Origin of the sequence: Lysobacter ciconiae (genome assembly GCF_015209725.1) — a bacterium.
GTDB classification, from domain to species: domain Bacteria; phylum Pseudomonadota; class Gammaproteobacteria; order Xanthomonadales; family Xanthomonadaceae; genus Novilysobacter; species Novilysobacter ciconiae.
The window spans coordinates 474,956-493,660 of record NZ_CP063656.1 but is presented as its reverse complement, the minus strand read 5'-3'; the positions used below and the strand labels follow the sequence as shown (position 1 = coordinate 493,660).

General features: G+C 69.5%; 15 protein-coding genes. 4 read left to right on the top strand and 11 right to left on the bottom strand.

What is annotated here, in order from left to right; translation table 11 throughout:
• Window positions 1–58: 58 nt before the first annotated feature.
• The 6 genes from INQ41_RS02200 to gspE all read right to left on the bottom strand — a co-directional run bounded on the left by INQ41_RS02200 (window position 59) and on the right by gspE (window position 5,157).
• Entirely contained in the window at window positions 59–718 is a 660-nt protein-coding gene (locus INQ41_RS02200) for a prepilin-type N-terminal cleavage/methylation domain-containing protein (RefSeq protein WP_193985868.1), read from the bottom strand.
• Between the two features lie 74 nt (window positions 719–792).
• Window positions 793–1,221, bottom strand: a complete 429-nt coding sequence (xpsI, locus tag INQ41_RS02195; protein ID WP_193985866.1) for a type II secretion system protein XpsI — start codon at window positions 1,219–1,221, stop codon at window positions 793–795.
• Window positions 1,221–1,706 (bottom strand): type II secretion system protein XpsH, encoded by a 486-nt coding sequence (gene xpsH / locus INQ41_RS02190; RefSeq protein WP_193987160.1) that lies wholly within the window; start codon window positions 1,704–1,706, stop codon window positions 1,221–1,223. The genes xpsI and xpsH overlap by 1 nt, the downstream gene beginning before the upstream one ends.
• 26 nt (window positions 1,707–1,732) lie before the next feature.
• Window positions 1,733–2,164 carry a type II secretion system major pseudopilin GspG gene (gene gspG, locus INQ41_RS02185; RefSeq protein WP_193985864.1) on the bottom strand — a complete coding sequence of 144 codons (432 nt, stop codon included), beginning with the start codon at window positions 2,162–2,164 and terminating at the stop codon, window positions 1,733–1,735.
• 61 nt (window positions 2,165–2,225) lie between these two features.
• Window positions 2,226–3,443 (bottom strand): type II secretion system protein XpsF, encoded by a 1,218-nt coding sequence (gene xpsF / locus INQ41_RS02180; RefSeq protein WP_193985863.1) that lies wholly within the window; start codon window positions 3,441–3,443, stop codon window positions 2,226–2,228.
• Window positions 3,444–3,447: 4 nt separating this feature from the next.
• A complete protein-coding gene (gene gspE, locus INQ41_RS02175) occupies window positions 3,448–5,157 on the bottom strand; it encodes a type II secretion system ATPase GspE (RefSeq protein ID WP_407074259.1) in 1,710 nt (569 codons plus the stop codon).
• Window positions 5,158–5,344: 187 nt separating this feature from the next.
• On the opposite strand from gspE, the gene INQ41_RS02170 reads away from it, so the two are divergent.
• Window positions 5,345–7,744, top strand: coding sequence for a protein kinase domain-containing protein (locus INQ41_RS02170; protein ID WP_193985861.1), 2,400 nt, complete (start codon window positions 5,345–5,347; stop codon window positions 7,742–7,744).
• A gap of 45 nt (window positions 7,745–7,789) precedes the next feature.
• Here INQ41_RS02170 and INQ41_RS02165 read toward each other — a convergent pair whose 3' ends face one another.
• The 4 genes from INQ41_RS02165 to INQ41_RS02150 all read right to left on the bottom strand — a co-directional run bounded on the left by INQ41_RS02165 (window position 7,790) and on the right by INQ41_RS02150 (window position 13,910).
• The gene (locus INQ41_RS02165; RefSeq protein ID WP_193985859.1) at window positions 7,790–8,377 is read right to left on the bottom strand and encodes an ECF-type sigma factor; all 588 of its coding nucleotides are present in this window, start codon (window positions 8,375–8,377) and stop codon (window positions 7,790–7,792) included.
• Window positions 8,378–8,575: 198 nt separating this feature from the next.
• Window positions 8,576–9,166 (bottom strand): hypothetical protein, encoded by a 591-nt coding sequence (locus INQ41_RS02160; protein WP_193985857.1) that lies wholly within the window; start codon window positions 9,164–9,166, stop codon window positions 8,576–8,578.
• 228 nt (window positions 9,167–9,394) lie between these two features.
• Window positions 9,395–13,384 (bottom strand): phosphoribosylformylglycinamidine synthase, encoded by a 3,990-nt coding sequence (purL, locus tag INQ41_RS02155; protein WP_193985855.1) that lies wholly within the window; start codon window positions 13,382–13,384, stop codon window positions 9,395–9,397.
• A gap of 97 nt (window positions 13,385–13,481) precedes the next feature.
• Window positions 13,482–13,910, bottom strand: a complete 429-nt coding sequence (locus tag INQ41_RS02150) for a DUF4124 domain-containing protein (protein WP_193987158.1) — start codon at window positions 13,908–13,910, stop codon at window positions 13,482–13,484.
• 85 nt (window positions 13,911–13,995) lie between these two features.
• Between INQ41_RS02150 and pssA the strand changes: the two genes are divergently transcribed.
• Genes pssA through rimI form a run of 3 tightly spaced genes read left to right on the top strand, consistent with a single transcriptional unit; the run spans window position 13,996 to window position 15,733 of the window.
• The gene (pssA, locus tag INQ41_RS02145) at window positions 13,996–14,781 is read left to right on the top strand and encodes a CDP-diacylglycerol--serine O-phosphatidyltransferase (protein ID WP_193985853.1); all 786 of its coding nucleotides are present in this window, start codon (window positions 13,996–13,998) and stop codon (window positions 14,779–14,781) included.
• Complete coding sequence (locus tag INQ41_RS02140) at window positions 14,778–15,251, top strand: hypothetical protein (protein ID WP_193985852.1); 474 nt, start codon at window positions 14,778–14,780, stop codon at window positions 15,249–15,251. The genes pssA and INQ41_RS02140 overlap by 4 nt, the downstream gene beginning before the upstream one ends.
• A 5-nt stretch (window positions 15,252–15,256) precedes the next feature.
• Window positions 15,257–15,733 (top strand): ribosomal protein S18-alanine N-acetyltransferase, encoded by a 477-nt coding sequence (gene rimI, locus INQ41_RS02135; protein ID WP_193985851.1) that lies wholly within the window; start codon window positions 15,257–15,259, stop codon window positions 15,731–15,733.
• A gap of 112 nt (window positions 15,734–15,845) precedes the next feature.
• Here the strand turns inward: rimI and INQ41_RS02130 are convergent, their stop codons facing one another.
• Window positions 15,846–18,704 carry a valine--tRNA ligase gene (locus INQ41_RS02130; RefSeq protein ID WP_193985850.1) on the bottom strand — a complete coding sequence of 953 codons (2,859 nt, stop codon included), beginning with the start codon at window positions 18,702–18,704 and terminating at the stop codon, window positions 15,846–15,848.
• Window position 18,705 lies beyond the last annotated feature (1 nt).

Here is an 18,705-nt window from a genome sequence, read left to right as displayed (position 1 = left end):
AAGGCGGCGCCACTACTGCCCGGTCGCGAGGATGGGTGCGGATGGCGGGGGACCGGCTTCACCAGCTGCCGCCTGCAGGGCCGGAGACGACGCCCACGGCCTGCGGAATCGCCACCACCAGCGTCGGCCACTTGCCGCCATCGGCATCGGTGAGGCTGGCCTCCACCAGCACCGGCAAGCGGTCGATCGCGGCCCAGCGGTCGGTCCACGCGCCCAGCTCACCGCTTTCCGGGTCGATGCCGCGGTAGCGGAAGCGCGCCGAGGCCAGCCCGTCCACCAGGATGTCAGGGGCGCGGCCGCGAGGGTCCTCCACGGTCTCCCCCGCCGACACGATGTCCAGTGCGAGGACGATCCGATAGAAGCCTTCGCTGCGCTCGACCTGGAAATCGTGCGAATACGGACCGCCGCGGCCCAGGTAATCGGGCAGATCGGCGACGAAGCGCATCCGCTCCGGCTCGCCGAGGAAGCGTTGCGGACGCTCATTCGCCTGGCCGGTGTGGAAGGCCACCGGCCGCGCCGCGCTGATGCGCCTGCGCAGGAAGCCCTCCACCGCGCGCATGCGCTCGCTGCGCTCGGCCAGCGCTTCGCCGCGGGTCGCGGTCTGGCTGGCCGCGGTCAAGGTCGCAAACGCCAGCGCCAGCCCGGCGGCGAGCAGCACCGTCGCCAGCATCACCTCGACCAGGGTGAAGCCGCGCCCTCTCGCCCTGTCCGGTCCCATGCGAATGATGCCGTCGCAACGGCCTGCGATAGCCAAGCGCCCGCGCACCCCGCCTCCTGTTTCCACAGAGCACCTCACGGGACACTGCCCACAGAGGTATCGGGCGGCGCCAGCCGCAAACTGCGCACCTGCAACTGCTCGCCCGGGCCAGCCGCGCGCCACTGCACGGTCATATCCAGCTCGAGCAAGCGCTGGTCTGCCGGAGACTGCGGCAGGTTGGCCAATGCCGGGTCCTGCCACGGCTTGATCGACAGGGTCCAGCGGTAGCGCCCGTCCTCGAAATCGCCGTCGCGGCGCCCCGGCCGCAGCGGCTCGGTGATGCCGACCGTGTCCAGCAACGACCGCGCGTGCAGCGCCGCGCGTCCCGCGTCGGCCGACCAGCGCACCTGGCGGGTCGCGCCGGACAAGGTCCCCAGGAGCAGGGTCAGCCCCAGCGCCAGCAACGCAAAGGCGACGATCACCTCGATCAGGGTGTATCCGCGCTGGGTTGTGGGCCTCTGCATCAGTTGCCGCTCCCGGCGCGCTTGACGCTGACTTGCCCGGTCAGCCAGGCCACGTCGATGTCCCACACCGCGCCGTCCCGGCTGAGCTGGACCCGGCCGCCGGTGGCGGCGCCGTCGGCGAAAAACATCACCGCGCCCTGCCCCTCGGCGGGCTGGATCTGGCGGGCACCGATGAAACGCACATCGATCGCGGCCGGAATGGTGCCGGCGCGGCCCTTGGGCGCCTGCCAGGTTCGCGCAGCGGGATCGATCACGAAGCGCTGCGGCTCACCGGTCGCGATCGCGTGGGTACGGGTGAAGCGCAACTGCGCGGCGACCTCCTTCACCTCCGCGCGCAGCTGGGTGCCCTTCATCCCGCCGCTGAAGGCCGCAGCCGCGAGCAGGCTGGCGCCTGCGATCAGGCCGATCACCAGCAGCATCTCCAGCAGCGAAATGCCCCGCTGGCGACGGCTCGACGATGGTCCCGCGCTCCCCCCGATGCGCATGTCCGCTGGCAGGAGCGCGCGCAAGGTCAGTCGTAGTGGATGTCGCTGTCGACGCTGGTGCCGCCGACCTTGCCGTCCTTGCCCAGCACGACCAGATCGAACGGGCCGCTTTCACCGGGTGTGCGGTACTCCACCGGATGCCCCCACGGGTCGTTCAGCTCGGCCGGCTTGGCGTACGGTCCCAGCCAGCCGGCGGCGTTGCCGGGCGCGGTCACCAGCTCATCCAGCGTGGCCGGCAGCCGGCCGGTGTCCATCTGGAATGCCTCGACCTTCTGGCCCAGCGTCATCACCTGGGATTTGGCCAGGTTCGCCTTGGCGCGGTCGGCACCCCCCAGCACGCGCGAGCCGACAAAAGTGAGCACCGCGCCGATCAGCACGATCACGATGATGATCTCTATCAGGCTCATGCCGGCCTGCGACGCGGCGGGGGAACGGGTCAGGGAACGTTTGTTGCGCATTGGTGAAGGTCCTTTAGGGGGAGAGTGCTTGCCGGTGAGCCGGCCACCGGAGGCGCGCGGGTCATCCGATCGAACTGGTGAGGTCGTACAGCGGCGTCAGCACCGCCATCACCACCACGCCGACCAGTCCGGCCAGGACGACGGTAACTATCGGCACCAGCGCCGCGAGCATGCGGTCCAGGGCGATCGAGGTCTGGTGCTCTAAGGTCTCGGCGGTCTTGACCAGCATGGTATCCAGCGCACCGGATTCCTCGCCGACCTGGATCATCTGCAGGGCCAGGCGCGGGAAGCGCTTGCCGCGCGCGAGCGCGGTGGACAGGGCGACGCCGTTCTTGACCTCGTCGCTGGCCAGCAGGACGTCCGCGGCCAACACGCGGTTGCCCAGCACCTTCTGGCCGATGCCCAGTGCGGCCATCAAGGGCACGCCGTTGCGCACCAGCGTGCCCAGCGTGCGGGCCAGGCGCGCGGTCTCGACCTTGGCGACCAGGTCACCGAAGAAACGCCGGCGCAGCAGCCAGCCGTCCAGCTTCGCGCGGAATGCCGGATCCCGGCGCTTGCGATCAAACACCAGCAACGCCACTGCCGGAATCACCACCAGCATGATCCACCAGTCGCGCACAAACAGGCCTACCCCCAGCACGATCTTGGTGAACCCCGGCAGCGGCGCGTCCAGGCTTTCGTACATCTGGGCGAACTCGGGCACGACATAGCCCAGCAGGAACAGCAGGCTGAGTCCGACCATTACCAGCAGGATCGCCGGGTAGATCAGCGCGTTGATGACCCGCGACTGCATCGCCCGCGAGCGCTCCAGGTAGTCGGCCAGGCGCGACAGCGTCTCGTGCATGCTGCCGCCCGCCTCGCCGGCGCGCACCATGTTGACGTACAGCCGCGAAAACGTGCCGTGCTGGCGCTCCAGTGCGCTCGACAGCGACGCGCCCCCGCGCACCGCGTCGCGCACGTCGCTGACGACCCGCCGCGCCGCTTCGTCTTCGGGCAGCTCCAGCAAGATCGTCAGCGCGCGGTCCAGCGGCTGGCCGGCGCCCAGCAGGGTCGCCAGTTGCTGGGTGAACTGGACCAGCCGCTCGCCGGCAAACGGACGCGGCTTGAACAGCGCGCGCCACACCGGGAGGCCGCTGCCTTCGCTGGCCAAGCGCGCCTCCACCGGCAGATGGCCCTGCTCCTGCAGGCGCGCGGCGACCTCCGCATCGCTGGCGGCCTCCATCTGGCCGTCGAGCATCTCGCCGCGGGCGTTGATCGCCTTGTAGGTGTAGAGGGCCATCGGCTCAGGCGTCCTCGGTGACCCGCAGGACTTCCTCGATCGTGGTCAGCCCCGCCAAGGCCTTGAGCATGCCGTCCTCGTACATCGTGCGCATGCCGCCGTCGCGGGCGATGCGTTCGATCTCGCCCATGCCGGCGTGGCGCATCACGGCGCTGCGCAGGGCGTCGTTGATGACCATGAACTCCATGATCGTGGTGCGTCCCTGGTAGCCGGTCGGCGCCAGTGCGGACGGCCTGGGGCGGAACAGCAGGATCTCGCCCTCGGGCTGGTAGCGGCGCAGCTCGAAGCGCTCGATCTCCTCGACCGTGGCGGGGACGCGCTCGGCGTGGGTCGGCTCCAGCCGCCGCACCAGCCGCTGGGCGAGGATGCCGTTGATGGTGGAGGTCAGCAGGTAGTCCTCCACCCCCATGTCCAGCAGGCGGGTGATGCCGCCGGCGGCGTTGTTGGTGTGCAGCGTGCTCAGCACCAGATGTCCGGTGAGGGCGGACTGGATGGCGATGCGCGCGGTTTCCAGATCGCGCATCTCGCCGATCATGATGATGTCCGGATCCTGGCGCACGATCGAGCGCAGCGCGTGCGAGAAATCCAGGCCGATCTGCGGCTTGGCCTGGATCTGGTTGATGCCTTCGATCTGGTACTCGACCGGGTCCTCGACGGTGATGATCTTCACCCCCGGCGTGTTGAGTTTGCTCAGCGCGGTGTACAGCGTGGTGGTCTTGCCCGAGCCGGTCGGCCCGGTCACCAGAAGGATCCCGTGCGGCTGCTGCAACACGTGTTCGAACTGCGGCAGGAATTCATCGGTGAATCCCAGCCGGTGGAAATCCAGCACCACCGATTCGCGGTCCAGCAGGCGCATCACCACCGATTCGCCGTGCGCGGTCGGCACCGTGCTCACGCGCAAATCCAGTTCGCGACCCTGCACCCGCAGCATGATCCGCCCGTCCTGCGGCAGCCGTCGCTCGGCGATGTTGAGCTTGGCCATGATCTTGATCCGGCTGATCACCGCCGCGGTCAGGTTGACCGGCGGGCTCTCGCCATCGATCAACACCCCATCGACGCGGTAGCGCACCTTGAGCCGGTTCTCGAACGGCTCGATGTGGATGTCGGAGGCCCGCAACTCGACCGCGCGCTGGATCACCAGGTTGACCAGGCGGATCACCGGCGCCTCGGAGGCGAGATCGCGCAGGTGCTCCACGTCGTCCAGGTCACCGCCGCTCTCGCCCTCGGCGGTCTCGATGATGGTGCCCATCGCGCTGCGGCCCTGGCCATGCCAGCGCTCGATCAGCTCATCGATCTCCGAGCGCAGGGCGACGCTGGCGCGCACCTCGCGGCCGGTCGCCAGGCGCACCGCGTCCAGGGTGTAGGGATCCTGCGGGTCCGCCGCAAGCACCTCGACCGCCTCCGCGCTTTCGGCCACCGGGCAGATCGCGAACTGCTTCATGAACTTGGTGGTGAGCGTGACGCCCTCGGGCGGCAACTCGGGCAGGTCCTTGGCACTGACGAGCGGCAACTGCAGCACCTCGGCCACGGTCTCGGCGTGGTCGCGCTCGGAGACCAGACCCAGTCGGGCCAGCAGCGCCAGCAGGCTGCCGCCGGTCTCCTCGTGCAGCCGCCGCGCGCGGGCCAGGTCGACGTCCTTCAGCCGCCCCTTGGCGCGCAGCGCATCGACCAGCGAGGCATCGACCCCGCCGTCCGTGTCGTCAACCCGGGCAATGATTCCAGCTTCCACGTGGCGTCCTTTTGCCTGCCACCCTCGACTTTATCAGCTGCGCGTGGCGGCGGATCGCTGCCCGACACCGGCTTTGGCTATCATCCGGAGACTCGGGGGAGAAGCGGGACGCGGATCGCAGGACGCGGCACGGCCGTGCATTGCCCCCACCAGCGAAACGGGGAGCGGTTCGATGCAGGATGCGAAGCGGTTGCAACGGGTGTGGGAGCTGTTCGACCTGCTCGCCGAGCGCGCCCCGGAGGTGCGGAGCGCCGAGCTGGAGACGCTGGAGGCCGACCCGGCGATCCGCGCGGAGGTCCAGGCGCTGTTCCACGACGCCGACACCCACACTGTCCATACCGACGCGCTGCGCCAGCCGCCGCCCCCGCTGCTGGCACCCGGCACCCGGATCGGTCATTGGGAAATCGAGCACCTGATCGGCCGTGGCGGCATGGGCGAGGTCTACATGGCGCACCGCTTCGGCGGCGATTTCGAACAGCGCGCCGCGCTCAAGTTGTTGATGCGGATGGATTCGGCGCAGGACCGCGCCGGCTTCGTCGCCGAGCGGCAGATCCTCGCCCGCCTGGAGCATCCCGGCATTGCGCACCTGCTGGACGGCGGCGAGGTCAACGGTGTTCCGTACGCGGTGATGGAATACGTGGAAGGGGTGCCGTTGACCCGCGCCCCGGACCTCGGCCTGGAGCGGAAGCTGGCGCTGGTCCTGCAGGCGTGCGACGCGGTCAGCCACGCCCACCAGCACCTGGTGATCCACCGGGACCTGAAGCCGGGCAACATGCTGGTCACCCCGGAAGGACGGCTGAAGCTGCTGGATTTCGGCATTGCCAAACACCTGGCGCCGGCAGCCGAGCGGGACAGCGAACCCGCCGCCACCGGGCACGCGTCGCCGGACTACTGCGCGCCCGAGCAGCTGACGGGCGCGCCGATCTCCACCGCGACCGACGTCTATTCGCTGGGCGTGATCCTGTACGAATTGCTGACGCAGCACCGGCCCTGGCAGCTGACCGGCGCGGCCCAGATCCGTGCCCTCGAGCGTCTGTCACTGCCGGCCCCGCAACCGCCCAGCACGCGCGTCGAGGGGCGGATTCGCAAGGCCTTGCGCGGCGACCTGGACGCCATCGTGCTCAAGGCGCTGCAGACCGACCCGGCGCAACGCTATCGCACGGTGGCCGAGCTGGCGTCGGATCTGCGCGCGCATCTGGGTCGACATCCGGTCGCCGCACGCAGGCAGACGCTTGGCTATCGGCTGGGCTGCCGCATCCGCCGCCACCGCGTCGCCTACGCCCTGGCTGCCGCGGTGTTTGCCAGCCTCGCGCTGGGCCTGGTGGGCGTGGCATGGCAGGGCCGGCAGGCCACCATCGAACGCGACCACGCGCGCCGGCAGGCGGTACGCAACGACGCCGTCCGCCAGTACCTGACGCTGATGTTCCGCACCGCCAGCGGTACCCAGGAGCATGACGAAGTCACCGCCAAATCGGTGTTGGACGGCGCCGCCAAGCGGGTCCATGACGAGTTCGCTGGTGACCCCGAAAGTTACGCCGACGTGGCCCTGGCGCTGGCCGAGCTGTATTTCCAGATCAACGACTACACCGGCGCACGGCCCCTGCTGGTGCGCCTGCTGCGCGACGACGCCGGCGTCGCCGAGCACGTCCGCGCAATGGCGATGCACGACCTGGCCCAGGTCAGCTTCCGCGAGAGCCAGACCGACCAGGCGCGCGACCTGCTCGACCAGGCGCAGAAGTTCTGGAACGCGGAGCCGGCCACGTACCGCGCAGAGCTGCTGGACAGCCGCCTGCTGCAATCTCAGATCCAGCGGGCGCTGGGCGATCCGGGGCTTGCCCTGCGCACGCTGGAGGAAGCGCTGCCGCAGCGCGTCGAACTGTCCGGCCTGCAACACCGCGACACCGCGGTGCTGATCAACAACCTCGGCCTGGCCTACTACCAGCTCGGCCAGCTGGACGACGCGATCGTCCAGTTGAAGCGTGCGCACGCCATCTGGCAGACGCTCGGCCAGGAAAAGAGCTCCGATGCGCTCAATACGCTGAACAACTGGGCCAGCGCCGCGGTCCAGTCCGGCCGACGCGAAGAGGCGGCGGAAATCTACTATCGGACACTGGAGCTGCGGCGCAAGCTGTACGGCCCCTCCGGTGCACTGGCGGCACTGATGAACAACCTGGGCAAGACCCTCAGCCAGCTGGACCGCCACGAGGAGGCCGTCCCGTTGCTGCGCGAGGCGATTGCGATGGGGCACGAGCACGCCGGTGGCGAGACCGGAACCATCGCGCTCGCCGCCGGCCTCGGCCTGGTGGACGCGCTGGCCGGGATCGGCGAAATCGCACCGGCGCGCGAAAAGCTCGACAGCCTGGCCCCGGCGATCATGGCGACCTTCGGCAGCGAGCATCCGTTCGCGGCCATGCTCGAGATCTCGCGGGCCCGGGTGGAGCGGGCTGAAGGCAATACCGACGCAGCCAGCGCCGCGCTGGGGCTGGCCAGGCAACGGCTGCAGGCGATGGGGCCGGCCGGCGCCGCCTATCTGGCGCAGCTTGAGACCCTGCAGGAGCAATGGCGCGAGTAACCGCGGGCGTGCGGTCGCATCGTCCAGCGCAAGTTGCGGGGCAACTCAGCCGCCGTCGCGCTCCCCGTCCTCGCCGGCTTCGTCCCCGTCGAGGGAAGCGTGTCCGCGGTAGTCACCCAGCGCCTTTTGCAGCCACGCACGCGCCTTGATCCAGTCCCGGCGCACGGTGCGCTCCGTCACGCCGAGGATGTCGGCGGTTTCCACTTCCGTATAGCCGGCGAAATACCGGCACTCCACCACCCGCGCCATCCGCGGTTCGATGGCGGCCAGCTGCTCGACCGCCTCGCCCACCACCACACGGGTTTCGCACTCGGTGACCATCAGCGCCGCCTGGGCCTGGGTGTGGTTGTCCGGATCGTCCAGCGAGATCGGCACGCGACCCTCGCCGCGGCGCAGGCGCAACCGCGAGCGCGCCTCATCGACCATCACGTGGCGCATCGCGACCGCAGCGGACGCGAGGAAGTGCCGATGCGATTTCCACGGCCCCACGTTGGCCATCTTCATGTAGGCCTCGTGGATCAGCGCCGTCGTCTGCAGTGCGCTGCCGGACGAGCGCGCACGGATGCCCCGCGCGGCGCGCCGCAGGTCGGGGTACAGCAGCGGTGCCAGATCGGCAGCGCCCGCCCCGGCCATGTCCGGCTCCAAACCCCCGTCCGGTTCGACCCGAACGGCTTTCAATCCCTTCCCCATCGCGGAGTCCCTCTCCTGATGCGCGACCGATGCCGGCGTCGCCTCCCTTGGCCGGGAGGATACACCGCAGGCGCCATGGCCATCAGCGCAGGTCCGGCGGCCGAGTGCGGGCGAGTGGGCTGCAGCGCGGACGCGCCGGCCTCAAGGTTCTTGGCGCGATCCGCTCCACACACGGCCCAACGCCTGCGTGTGCTGGCGCCGCTGCGGCAGCGTGTGCTGCCACCAGCGGGTGCGTGCATCCACTGCGCCCGCCGTCCCCGCGCCGTCCGCGGCGGTCCGCCCGCCTGCTCCGGAATACGCGTTGAGGGTGAAGTAGAGACCGTCGCCGAGGACGTGCAGGTCACTGGTTCCGGTATCAAGCCGTGCCTTTGCACCAATCCCGGCGACCTCCTCAAACGGGCCCGAGGGGTTCGCCGGCGGAAGCCGTGGCGCCTCGCCGGCGGTGGCTTCCTGGAACAGCTCGCGCGCCTGCGCGCGGCTTGCGGCGACCGCGCGGACATGCACGGTCACCTCCAGCAGGTCGCGCTCGTCCTCCCAGCGGTAGGCGCACAGCGACGACATCGAGGATTGCTCGATCAGTGCTGCATCGATGGAGAAGGCGGATGCCACCATCTGGCGGGTGACTACCGCGCAGGGCGCGTTGCGGGGGTCGCCAGCGGTGTCGGGCGGTCCGGCCAGCGCCGGCGGAGTGGCGGGCCCGGCAGTACAGCCCGCCAGCAGTGCGAGCGCCACAACCGTCGCCCCAACGAGGCGCAATGCGCGCGACACCGATGGGACCCGACCGTCAACCCGCCAATGCCTGTCGTCCACCCCGTGCATCGCGACCCCCATCGAAATGCCTGCAACCACGGCCCTTGAGTGGTCACTTCCTGTCCGGATGTACGTCGCCGCGCAGCCGGTCCGGACACGCGTTCAAGTCGGCGGGGCGACGCGCAGTGTGCGCCGCCCCGTGGCGGGAACTCAGCCGGTGAACACGCGCGCGTTGCGGAACATCCGCAGCCACGGCGAGTCCTCGCCCCACTCCGACGGGGCCCAACTCAGGTTGGCGGTGCGCAGGGTGCGCTCGGGATGCGGCATCAGGATCGTTGCCCGGCCGTCGGTACTGGTCACCGCGGCGATCGCATCGGTCGAGCCGTTCGGATTGGCCGGATAATCCACCGCCGGCTGTCCACCCGCGGCGACATAGCGCGCCACCGGGTGTGCCGCCGCCTGGTCGGCCGGGTTCGCGAACGCCGCGCGGCCCTCGCCGTGCGAGACCACCACCGGAATCCGCGAGCCGGCCATGCCGGCCATGAAGATCGACGGTGAGTCGGCGATTTCCAGCAGGCTGAGGCGGGCCTCGAACTGCTCGCTGCGGTTGCGCAGGAACCGCGGCCAATGGCCCGCTCCCGGGATGATCGAGCCCAGTTGGCTCAGCATCTGGCAGCCGTTGCAGATTCCCAGGGTGAAAGTGTCCTCGCGCTGGAAGAACGCGGAAAAACCGTCATGCAAGGCCGGGTGCTCCAGGATCGAGGTGGCCCATCCGCGGCCCGCGCCGAGCACGTCGCCGTAGCTGAAACCGCCACCGGCGGCGAGGCCCTTGAACCCGTCCAGTGCGAGCCGGCCGCTGATCAGGTCGCTCATGTGCACATCGACGGCCTCGAAACAGGCGCGGTCGAAGGCCGCGGCCATCTCGATCTGGCCGTTGACACCCTGCTCGCGCAGGATTGCCACCCGCGGCCTGCGCTGGACGTGCACGAAGGCGCTGGCCACATCCTCGGCCGGATCGAAGGACAGCTTCGGTGACAGGCCGGGCGCGTTGAAATCGCGCATGGCCGCGCGTTCCTGGTCGGCGCACTCGGGGTTGTCGCGCAGCTTCTGCATCGCGTGGGTGGTCGACCACCACGCATCGAACAGTTCGTCCCACGCCCACTGCGCCAGCAGCTCGCCCCCGCCGTGCACGCGGATGCCCGCCGCGGTGCTTGGCCGCGCGATGCGCTGCGCGCAATCGACCAGTCCGTGACGGGCCAGCAGGTCGGCGAATTCGACGCGGTCGTCCGCGTTGACCTGCACGACCGCGCCCAGTTCTTCGTTGAACAGCGTCCGGAACGCGTCCTCGCCCCAGCCGTCCAGGTTGATGTCCAGGCCGGTATGCGAGCAGAACGCCATCTCGCACAGGGTGGCGAATGCGCCGCCGTCGGAACGGTCGTGATAGGCCTGCAGCAGGCCGGCGGCGCGAGCGTCGCGGATCAGTTCGAAGAAGGCGCGCAGGCGCTCCGGATCGTCCAGGTCCGGCACGCCCGAGGTCCGGCGACCGTCCTCGGACGACTGCCCGGCAAACGCCGGCAGCGCGCTGCCGCCGGCCGTGGCGTGCGGATGGACCTGCGCCAGCACCGAGCCGCCCATGCGCTGCTTGCCTGCGCCCAGGCCGATGAGCCAGAGCTCGGAGTCCTGGCCGGAGGTCAGCAGCGGCGTCAGCTGGCGGCGCACGTCGGTGACCGGCGCAAACGCGCTGACCACCAGCGATACCGGCGATACGGACTTGTGCGACGTACCGTCCACGTCCCATTGCGCCTGCATCGACAGCGAGTCCTTGCCGACCGGAATGCTCAACTCGATCTGCGGGCACAGCTCCATGCCCACCGCCTTGACGGCATCGAACAGCAGGGCGTCTTCGCCGTCATGACCGGCGGCGGCCATCCAGTTGGCGGACAGCTTGATCCGCTCCAGCGATTCCACCGGCGCCGCGCACAGGTTGGTGATCGCCTCGCCAACGGCCATGCGCGCGGACGCCGCGGCGTCCAGCAGCGCCAGCGGGGTGCGCTCACCGATCGCCATGGCCTCGCCGGCAAAGCCGCTGAAACCGGCAAACGTGATCGCGCAATCGGCCACCGGCACCTGCCACGGGCCCACCATCTGGTCGCGCGCGGTCAGGCCGCCGACGCTGCGGTCGCCGATGGTGATCAGGAACTGCTTGGCCGCCACCACCGGGTGGGCGAGCACGCGCAGGGCGGCGTCGCGCAGGTCAAGGCCGTCCCAGGCCAGCGACGGCCAGGCCGGTGCGGCGGGGCGGCGGGTGTCGCGGTGCATCTTGGGCGCCTTGCCGAACAGCACGTCCATCGGCAGGTCGATCGGGTGGCCGGCAGCGTCCGCCGCAACCCGGGCATCCGCAGCGGCCGTGGCGCCGTCCGCGCCGTAGATGGTGTCGACGGTCACCCCGTAGCCCACCACCAGCCGCTCGTTGGCGGTCGCATGGCCGACCACGGCGAACGGGCAGCGCTCGCGCTCGCAGATCGCCGCAAACTCGGCCACGCGGTCGGCGGCGATGCCGAGCACGTAGCGCTCCTGGGATTCGTTGCACCACAGCTGCATCGGCGACAGGGACGGGTCGTCGCTGGGCACCTTGGCCAAGTCGATGACACCGCCCAGGCGGGAGTCGTGCAGCAGCTCGGGGATCGCGTTGGACAGGCCACCTGCGCCGACATCGTGTGCCGTGTCGATCGGGTTGTCCGCGCCGAGCGCCACGCAGCTGTCGATGACTTCCTGGCAGCGCCGCTCCATCTCCGGGTTGTCGCGCTGGACGCTGGCAAAGTCCACCGCCTCGTCGCTGTCACCGGACGCCACCGAGCTGGCGGCGCCGCCGCCCAGGCCGATCAGCATCGACGGACCGCCCAGTACCACCACCGCATGCCCGGGCTTGAGGCCGAGCTTCTCGACCTGGATGCGGTCCATCGCGCCCAGTCCGCCGGCGAGCATGATCGGCTTGTCGTAGGCGCGCGTCAGCGTCGTCGCGTCGCTGGCCGTATCGGCCAGTTCGAAGCTGCGGAAGTAGCCGGTCAGGTTCGCGCGGCCGAATTCGTTGTTGAACGCCGCCGCGCCCAGCGGGCCGTCGAGCATGATCGCCAGCGCGCTGGCCATGCGCGGGTTGAGTGCGCGCTCGCCTTCCCACGGCTGCGGCAGGGTCGGGATGCGCAGGTGCGAGACGGTGAAGCCGCACAGGCCGGCCTTGGGCTTGCCGCCACGGCCGGTGGCGCCCTCGTCTCGGATCTCGCCGCCTGCCCCGGTGGCGGCGCCGGCAAAGGGCGAGATCGCCGTGGGGTGGTTGTGGGTCTCGACCTTGATGCAGAACGCGGAATCCACCACCGGCTCGAGGCGATAGGCAGCGCTGATCGGATCGGGCCGGAAGCGATGGCTGGGGTAGCCCGCCACCACGGCCGCGTTGTCGCTGTACGCCGACAGGGTGTGCTGCGGCGTGGTCGCGTGGGTGTGCTTGATCATCCCGAACAGCGAGATCGGCTGGTCGATGCCATCGATCGTCCAACTGGCGTTGAAGATCTTGTGCCTGCAGTGCTCCGAGTTCGCCTGGGCGAACATCATCAGCTCGACGTCGGATGGCGCGCGGCCCAACTCCGCATAGCGTTCGCGCAGGTAGGCGATCTCGTCATCGGCCAGGGCCAGGCCGAGACGGCTGTTGGCCGCCTCCAGCCCATCCAGCTCGATCCGTTCCAGCGCGACCTGCTGCGGAACCTCGAACAGCGCCAGCGCCGCCTCACGCGAGGACAGCAGCGACTGGGTCATCGGGTCGTGCAGCTCGGCGGCGAGCCGCTCGCAGACCGCGGGATCCTCCGGCCAGCCGGCCAGGTCGAAGCGGGTGCCGTGCTCGACGCGATACACCGGCAGCCCGGCATCACGAACCAGCTCGGTCGCCTTGCTCGCCCAAGGCGACAGGGTGCCCAGGCGCGGCGTGACGAAACGCGAGACCGCGCCATCCTGGCGGGATGCAAACTCCGGCCCGGCCTGCAGGATCCGGCCCAGCACCGGCCAATCCACCCGTGCGCCCTGGTCGGGCTTGACCCAGTACACCGGCCAGGCGCCCAGCAGGCGCACGTCGGGGTGGTGGCTCTGCAGCCGGGCTTGGAGACGTTCGCGTCGGAACGCAGACAGGGCGGAGGCGCCCTCGAGCACGATCATGTGCGGAAAACCACAGGTCGACGGGCCGACCATTGTAAGTCAGCCCGTGCAGGCGCGCGCGGCCCTGAGGTGCCGGCGCGGCGCTCGTAGCAGGCCGCTACTGGTTGGCCGCGCCGCTGCAGTAGGCGTTGATGGCCGCTTGCGCGAGCTGCTTCTGCGCTTCGCGCTGCTCGGCGTTCATCGCGGTGCCATCGCCATTGCCATCACTGCCCTGCATCTGGATCGGGCCCTCGCCATCGAGCAGCGCCAGGTTGGCACGCGCGGTGGTGCACTGGCTGTTCTCGACCGGCGCCTGCGCGGTCGTCTCGCTGGCGGTGCCGGCGCCCGCGGTGGTGATGCGACGGTTCTGGTATTTGCCGCTGGGCGGTGGCGCATCGGAGTAATGGGTGACCCCGCTGGCATCCTTCCACTGGAACAGCTCACCGGCCGAGAGCGGCAAGGCCACCACCAGGCCGGCCACCAACGAGGTGGCAAGGGCCAGGCGGGCCGCGAGGCGACGTACAGGCAGAGCAGGCAGACCGGTCATGAGCGCTTCCATTGCAGTGTCGGGGGATGACATCGCCATGATTGCAGCATTCCGCCGCAACGCAAGCAAGCGCTAGACTGCTGAAATGGAACCTACGCAACCCCTTACCCCGCCGGCACGCCAGCGACCGCGCGGCATCTACCTGTTGCCCAACCTGTTCACCACGGGCGGCCTGTTTGCCGGCTTCTACGCGATCATTTCCGCCACCCAGGGCCATTTCGACAATGCCTGCATCGCGATTTTCGTTGCCGCCATCCTCGATGGGTTGGACGGCCGGGTCGCCCGGCTGACCAATACCCAGAGCGAGTTCGGGGTGCAATACGACTCGCTGGCGGACCTGATCAGCTTCGGCCTGGCGCCGGCGCTGGTGATGTACCACTGGTCGCTGGCCTCGATGTCGCTGGACGGCGTCACCGCGCGCAAGATCGGCTGGGTGGCGGCGTTCCTGTACGCCGCCTGCGCCGCGCTGCGGCTGGCGCGGTTCAACTCGCAGGTCGGCCAGGTGGACAAGCGCTGGTTCATCGGCCTGGCCAGTCCGGCCGCCGCCGGCCTGCTCGCAAGCTTCGTCTGGACCTGTTTCGCGATGGGCTACTCGGGAGTCGAACTGCGCTATCTGGCCGTGTTCGCCACCGTAGTCGCGGCGCTGCTCATGGTCAGTCCGATCCGCTATTTCAGCTTCAAGGGCGGCGGGCCCAAGCACGACCGCCTGCCGTTCCTTTCCGTGCTGGTGGTCGTCGCGGTGGTAGCGGCCATCGCCATTGATCCGCCGCGGGTGCTGCTCGCCATCATTGCACTGTACGCGATGTCCGGTCCCGTGCATGCCATCTACCGGCGCGTGCGCCGAACGCCGGTGGAAGCGGCGACGCCATGAGCCTGTGGACGGTCCAGCAACACGAGTGGTTGCAGGCCCTCGGCCACCCGGTCCTGTTGCTCGCCGGGGATCCGTCCCTGCAGGCGCCGGCCGCCCCTGCACAACCCCGGAGCGCCGACACGGGTCACCCGCAGCAAGCGGCGCGACCGTCTCCGGTGATCGTGCCGCCCAGCGCGCCCGACGCGCCCGCACGCGAACCGGTGGCTCGAGCGGCGCGCACCGATGCCGCGGCGAAAAGGGCTGCCCTGGACGCGGCACGCGGTGCGCGACGGGCGATACGCCGGCCGCTGTTGCCCAGCGAGGATCCGCTCCTGCTGGCAATCCTGCGGGTCAGCGGGATGGAGGCACCGGTGTTCGAGGTCGCGGCGCAGGCCTGGCGGATCGACCTGGTCCGCCTGCGCAGCGATCCTGCGGCCAAGCGCAGCCTGTGGCAGCAGATGCGCAAGGCGCGCCAAAACCGGGACGGGTGAGCGCCATGGCCGCTGAACCGTCCTTCCAGCCGCTGCCCCACCGGCCGATGCGCCCGGAGGACCTGGCCGCGGTGCACGCGTTGGAAGTGCGCGCCTACGAATTTCCGTGGACCCAGGGCATCTTCCGTGACTGCCTGGCCTCGGACTACCCGGCCCGGGTGGTTGAGCGCGATGGCGCCATCGTCGGCTACTTCCTGCTCAGCATCGCCGCCAGCGAGGCGCACATCCTCAACATCTGCATCGCTCCCGAACTGCAGGGACAAGGCCACGGCCGCGCGCTGCTGCACGTGCTGCTGCAGATCGCCCGTGCGCGTCGCGTGCAACGCATCTTCCTGGAGGTGCGGCCGAGCAATCCACACGCCATTGCGCTGTACCACGACGAGGGTTTCAACGAGATCGGCCGCCGGCCGCGCTATTACCCGGCGCGCAAGGGCCGCGAGGACGCCCTGGTGATGGCACTGGAACTGTTCAACGACGACTGATCGGCGTCTTCTGCACGGCCAGCCGCGCTCCGAGCTCCGAGCTCCGAGCGAAGGCGAAGGCGAAAACCGAAAACCGGGGAAACGGGGACGCTGCCGGCGCTCGCGGCGGAGCTTATCCCAGCCGGGTCCGCTGCGCCGCCAAGGCCTCGCGCTGCGAGTTCCAGTCGCCCAGGCGCTTGCGCTCCTGCTCGACCACCGCCGGCGGCGCGTTGTTGACGAAGGTCTCGCTGGCCAGCTTGCCCTTGCACCTGCCGATCTCGACCTCGACCTTTTTCAGCTCCTTGTCGAGCCGCGCACGCTCCGCGTCCAGGTCCACCAGTCCTTCCAGCGGGACCAGCAGCTTCAGTTCGCCGACCACCGCGGTTGCCGCGGCCGGCGCGTTGTCGACGTCATCGATGAGTTCGATGCGCTCCAGCCGGTTCAGGAACGACAGCGAGCCATGGAAGCGGGCGGTGCGCTCGCGCTCGCGGTCGGAGGCGCCGGCCAGCAGAAGGGTGACCTGTTTGGAAGGCGCCACGTTGAGCTCGCTGCGCACCCGCCGGACCGCGGACACCATCGCCTTGAGCCACTCCACGTCGGCCGTTGCACGGTCGGCGTCCTCGACACTGATGTCGCCGGCCTGTGGATAGGGCTGCAGCATGATCGTGGCGCCATCGATGCCCAGGCGCGGCGCCACCGACTGCCACAGCTCCTCGCTGACAAACGGAATGAGCGGGTGCAGCAGGCACAGCAGCCGCTCCAGCACGTACAGCAGGACGTGGCGCGTGTTGTGGGCGGCCTCGCTGTCCTCGCCATGCAAGGCCGGCTTGGCCAGTTCGACGAACCAGTCGCAGAAATCGTTCCAGGCAAACTCGTACAGGGTCTGGGCCAGCAGGTCGAAGCGGTAGGCGGCGAAATGCTTTTCGGCCTGCGCGGCCGCCTGGTCCAGCCGGGACAGGATCCAGCGCCCGGCATCGGTCTGCGGCTGCGGTACGCCGGTGAAGCTTGCGCCCTCGGTGTTCATCAGCACGAACCGGGTGGCGTTCCAGAGCTTGTTGCAGAAGTTCTTGTAGCCCTCGGCGCGGCCCATGTCGAAGCGGATGTCGCGGCCGTGGGTGGCCAGCGCGGCGATGGTGAAGCGCAGCGCGTCGGCGCCGAACGCCGGGATGCCTTCGGGGAACTCGCGGCGGGTCGCCCTCTCGATCCTGGGCGCGTCGGTGGGCCGCATCAGGCCGGTGGTGCGCTTGGCGACCAGGTCATCGGCGGAGATGCCGTCGATCAGGTCCAGCGGATCGATGATGTTGCCCTTGGACTTGGACATTTTCTGGCCGTGCGCATCACGGATCAGGCCGGTGATGTAGACGTCCTTGAACGGCACCTGGCCGGTGAAGTGGTCGGTCATCATGATCATCCGGGCGACCCAGAAGAAGATGATGTCGAAGCCGGTGACCAGCGCAGAGGACGGCACGAAACGCTCGAAGCCGCGCTCGTCCATCCTCTGCGGATTCGGCCAGCCCATGGTGCTGAACGGCCACAACGACGAGGAGAACCAGGTCTCCAGCACGTCGTTGTCCTGGCGCAGCGGGCCGGTGTAGCCGGCGGCTTCCGCACTGGCCCGCGCTTCGGACTCGTCGCGGCCGACGAAGATGCGCCCGTCATCACCGTACCAGGCGGGAATGCGGTGGCCCCACCACAGCTGGCGGCTGATGCACCAGTCCTGGATGTTCTCCATCCAGTGGCGGTAGGTGTTGATCCAGTTGGGCGGCACGAACTTCACCGCGCCCGGCTGGCCGTCCACGCCCTGCACCAGCTCCAGGCCACGCTGGGCCAGGGTGTCCATCTTCACGAACCACTGGTCGGTCAGGTACGGCTCGATGACCTGGCCGGTACGGTCGCCGCGCGGCACCTGCAGCTTGTGCGGCTTGGTCTCCACCAGCAGGCCCTGGGCCTCCAGGTCGGCGAGTACGACCTTGCGCGCCTCGTAACGGTCCAGGCCGCGGTATGGCTCCGGCACGTCGTCATTGGTCGCCGCGTCGGGGGTGAAGATGTTGATCAGCGGCAGGCCGTGGCGCTGGCCGACCGCGTAATCGTTGAAGTCGTGCGCCGGGGTGACCTTGACCACGCCGGTGCCGAACTCGCGGTCGACATAGTCATCGGCGATCACCGGGATACGGCGGGCGGTCAGCGGCAGGGCCACGTCCTTGCCGACCAGGCCGGCATAGCGGGCGTCGTCCGGGTGCACCATCGCCGCGGTGTCGCCCAGCATGGTCTCGGGGCGCGTGGTGGCAACGACCAGGTAGTCGCGCGTCTCGCGCAGGGTCTCGTTGCCGTCGGCGTCTTGCTCGACGTGTTCGTAGCTGGCGCCGTCGGCCAGCGGGTAGCGGATCGACCACAGGAAACCGTCTTCCTCCTCGCTGAGGACCTCCAGGTCGGAGATCGCGGTCTTCAGCACCGGATCCCAGTTGACCAGTCTTTGACCCCGATAGACCAGGCCTTGCTCGTGCAGCTTCACGAAGGCCTCAATGACCGCCTCGGCCGCCATCGGATCCATGGTGAACACGCTGCGCGACCAGTCGCCGGAGGCACCGATGCGGCGCATCTGCCGCTCGATGGTGTCGCCGGAGTGCTGCTTCCACTCCCAGACCTTGTCGATGAAGCCGTCCCGGCCGAGCGAGTCGCGGGTCTCGCCCTTGCCTTTCACGCCCAGGTTGCGTGCCACCACCATCTCGGTGGCGATGCCGGCGTGGTCGCTGCCGACCTGCCACAAGGTGTCGAAGCCGCGCATGCGGTGGTAGCGCACCAGCGCGTCCTGCAGGGTGTGCTGGAAGGCGTGGCCCATGTGCAGGGTGCCGGTGACGTTGGGCGGTGGCAGCAGGATGCTGTACGGCTCGCCCTGCCCGCTCGGCTTGAACACGCCGCTGGCCTCCCACTGCTCGTACAGCCGGGTTTCGAACTGGGTCGGGTCGTAGCTGGAGGCGAGGGTGTCGGTCATC

Coding starts and splice junctions, on each gene's coding strand:
- INQ41_RS02200 (WP_193985868.1), bottom strand. CDS start 718: ATGGGACCGGACAGGGCGAGAGGGCGCGGCTTCACCCTGGTCGAGGTG.
- xpsI (WP_193985866.1), bottom strand. CDS start 1,221: ATGCAGAGGCCCACAACCCAGCGCGGATACACCCTGATCGAGGTGATC.
- xpsH (WP_193987160.1), bottom strand. CDS start 1,706: ATGCGCATCGGGGGGAGCGCGGGACCATCGTCGAGCCGTCGCCAGCGG.
- gspG (WP_193985864.1), bottom strand. CDS start 2,164: ATGCGCAACAAACGTTCCCTGACCCGTTCCCCCGCCGCGTCGCAGGCC.
- xpsF (WP_193985863.1), bottom strand. CDS start 3,443: ATGGCCCTCTACACCTACAAGGCGATCAACGCCCGCGGCGAGATGCTC.
- INQ41_RS02170 (WP_193985861.1), top strand. CDS start 5,345: ATGCAGGATGCGAAGCGGTTGCAACGGGTGTGGGAGCTGTTCGACCTG.
- INQ41_RS02165 (WP_193985859.1), bottom strand. CDS start 8,377: ATGGCCGGGGCGGGCGCTGCCGATCTGGCACCGCTGCTGTACCCCGAC.
- purL (WP_193985855.1), bottom strand. CDS start 13,384: ATGATCGTGCTCGAGGGCGCCTCCGCCCTGTCTGCGTTCCGACGCGAA.
- INQ41_RS02150 (WP_193987158.1), bottom strand. CDS start 13,910: ATGACCGGTCTGCCTGCTCTGCCTGTACGTCGCCTCGCGGCCCGCCTG.
- pssA (WP_193985853.1), top strand. CDS start 13,996: ATGGAACCTACGCAACCCCTTACCCCGCCGGCACGCCAGCGACCGCGC.
- INQ41_RS02140 (WP_193985852.1), top strand. CDS start 14,778: ATGAGCCTGTGGACGGTCCAGCAACACGAGTGGTTGCAGGCCCTCGGC.
- rimI (WP_193985851.1), top strand. CDS start 15,257: ATGGCCGCTGAACCGTCCTTCCAGCCGCTGCCCCACCGGCCGATGCGC.
- INQ41_RS02130 (WP_193985850.1), bottom strand. CDS start 18,704: ATGACCGACACCCTCGCCTCCAGCTACGACCCGACCCAGTTCGAAACC.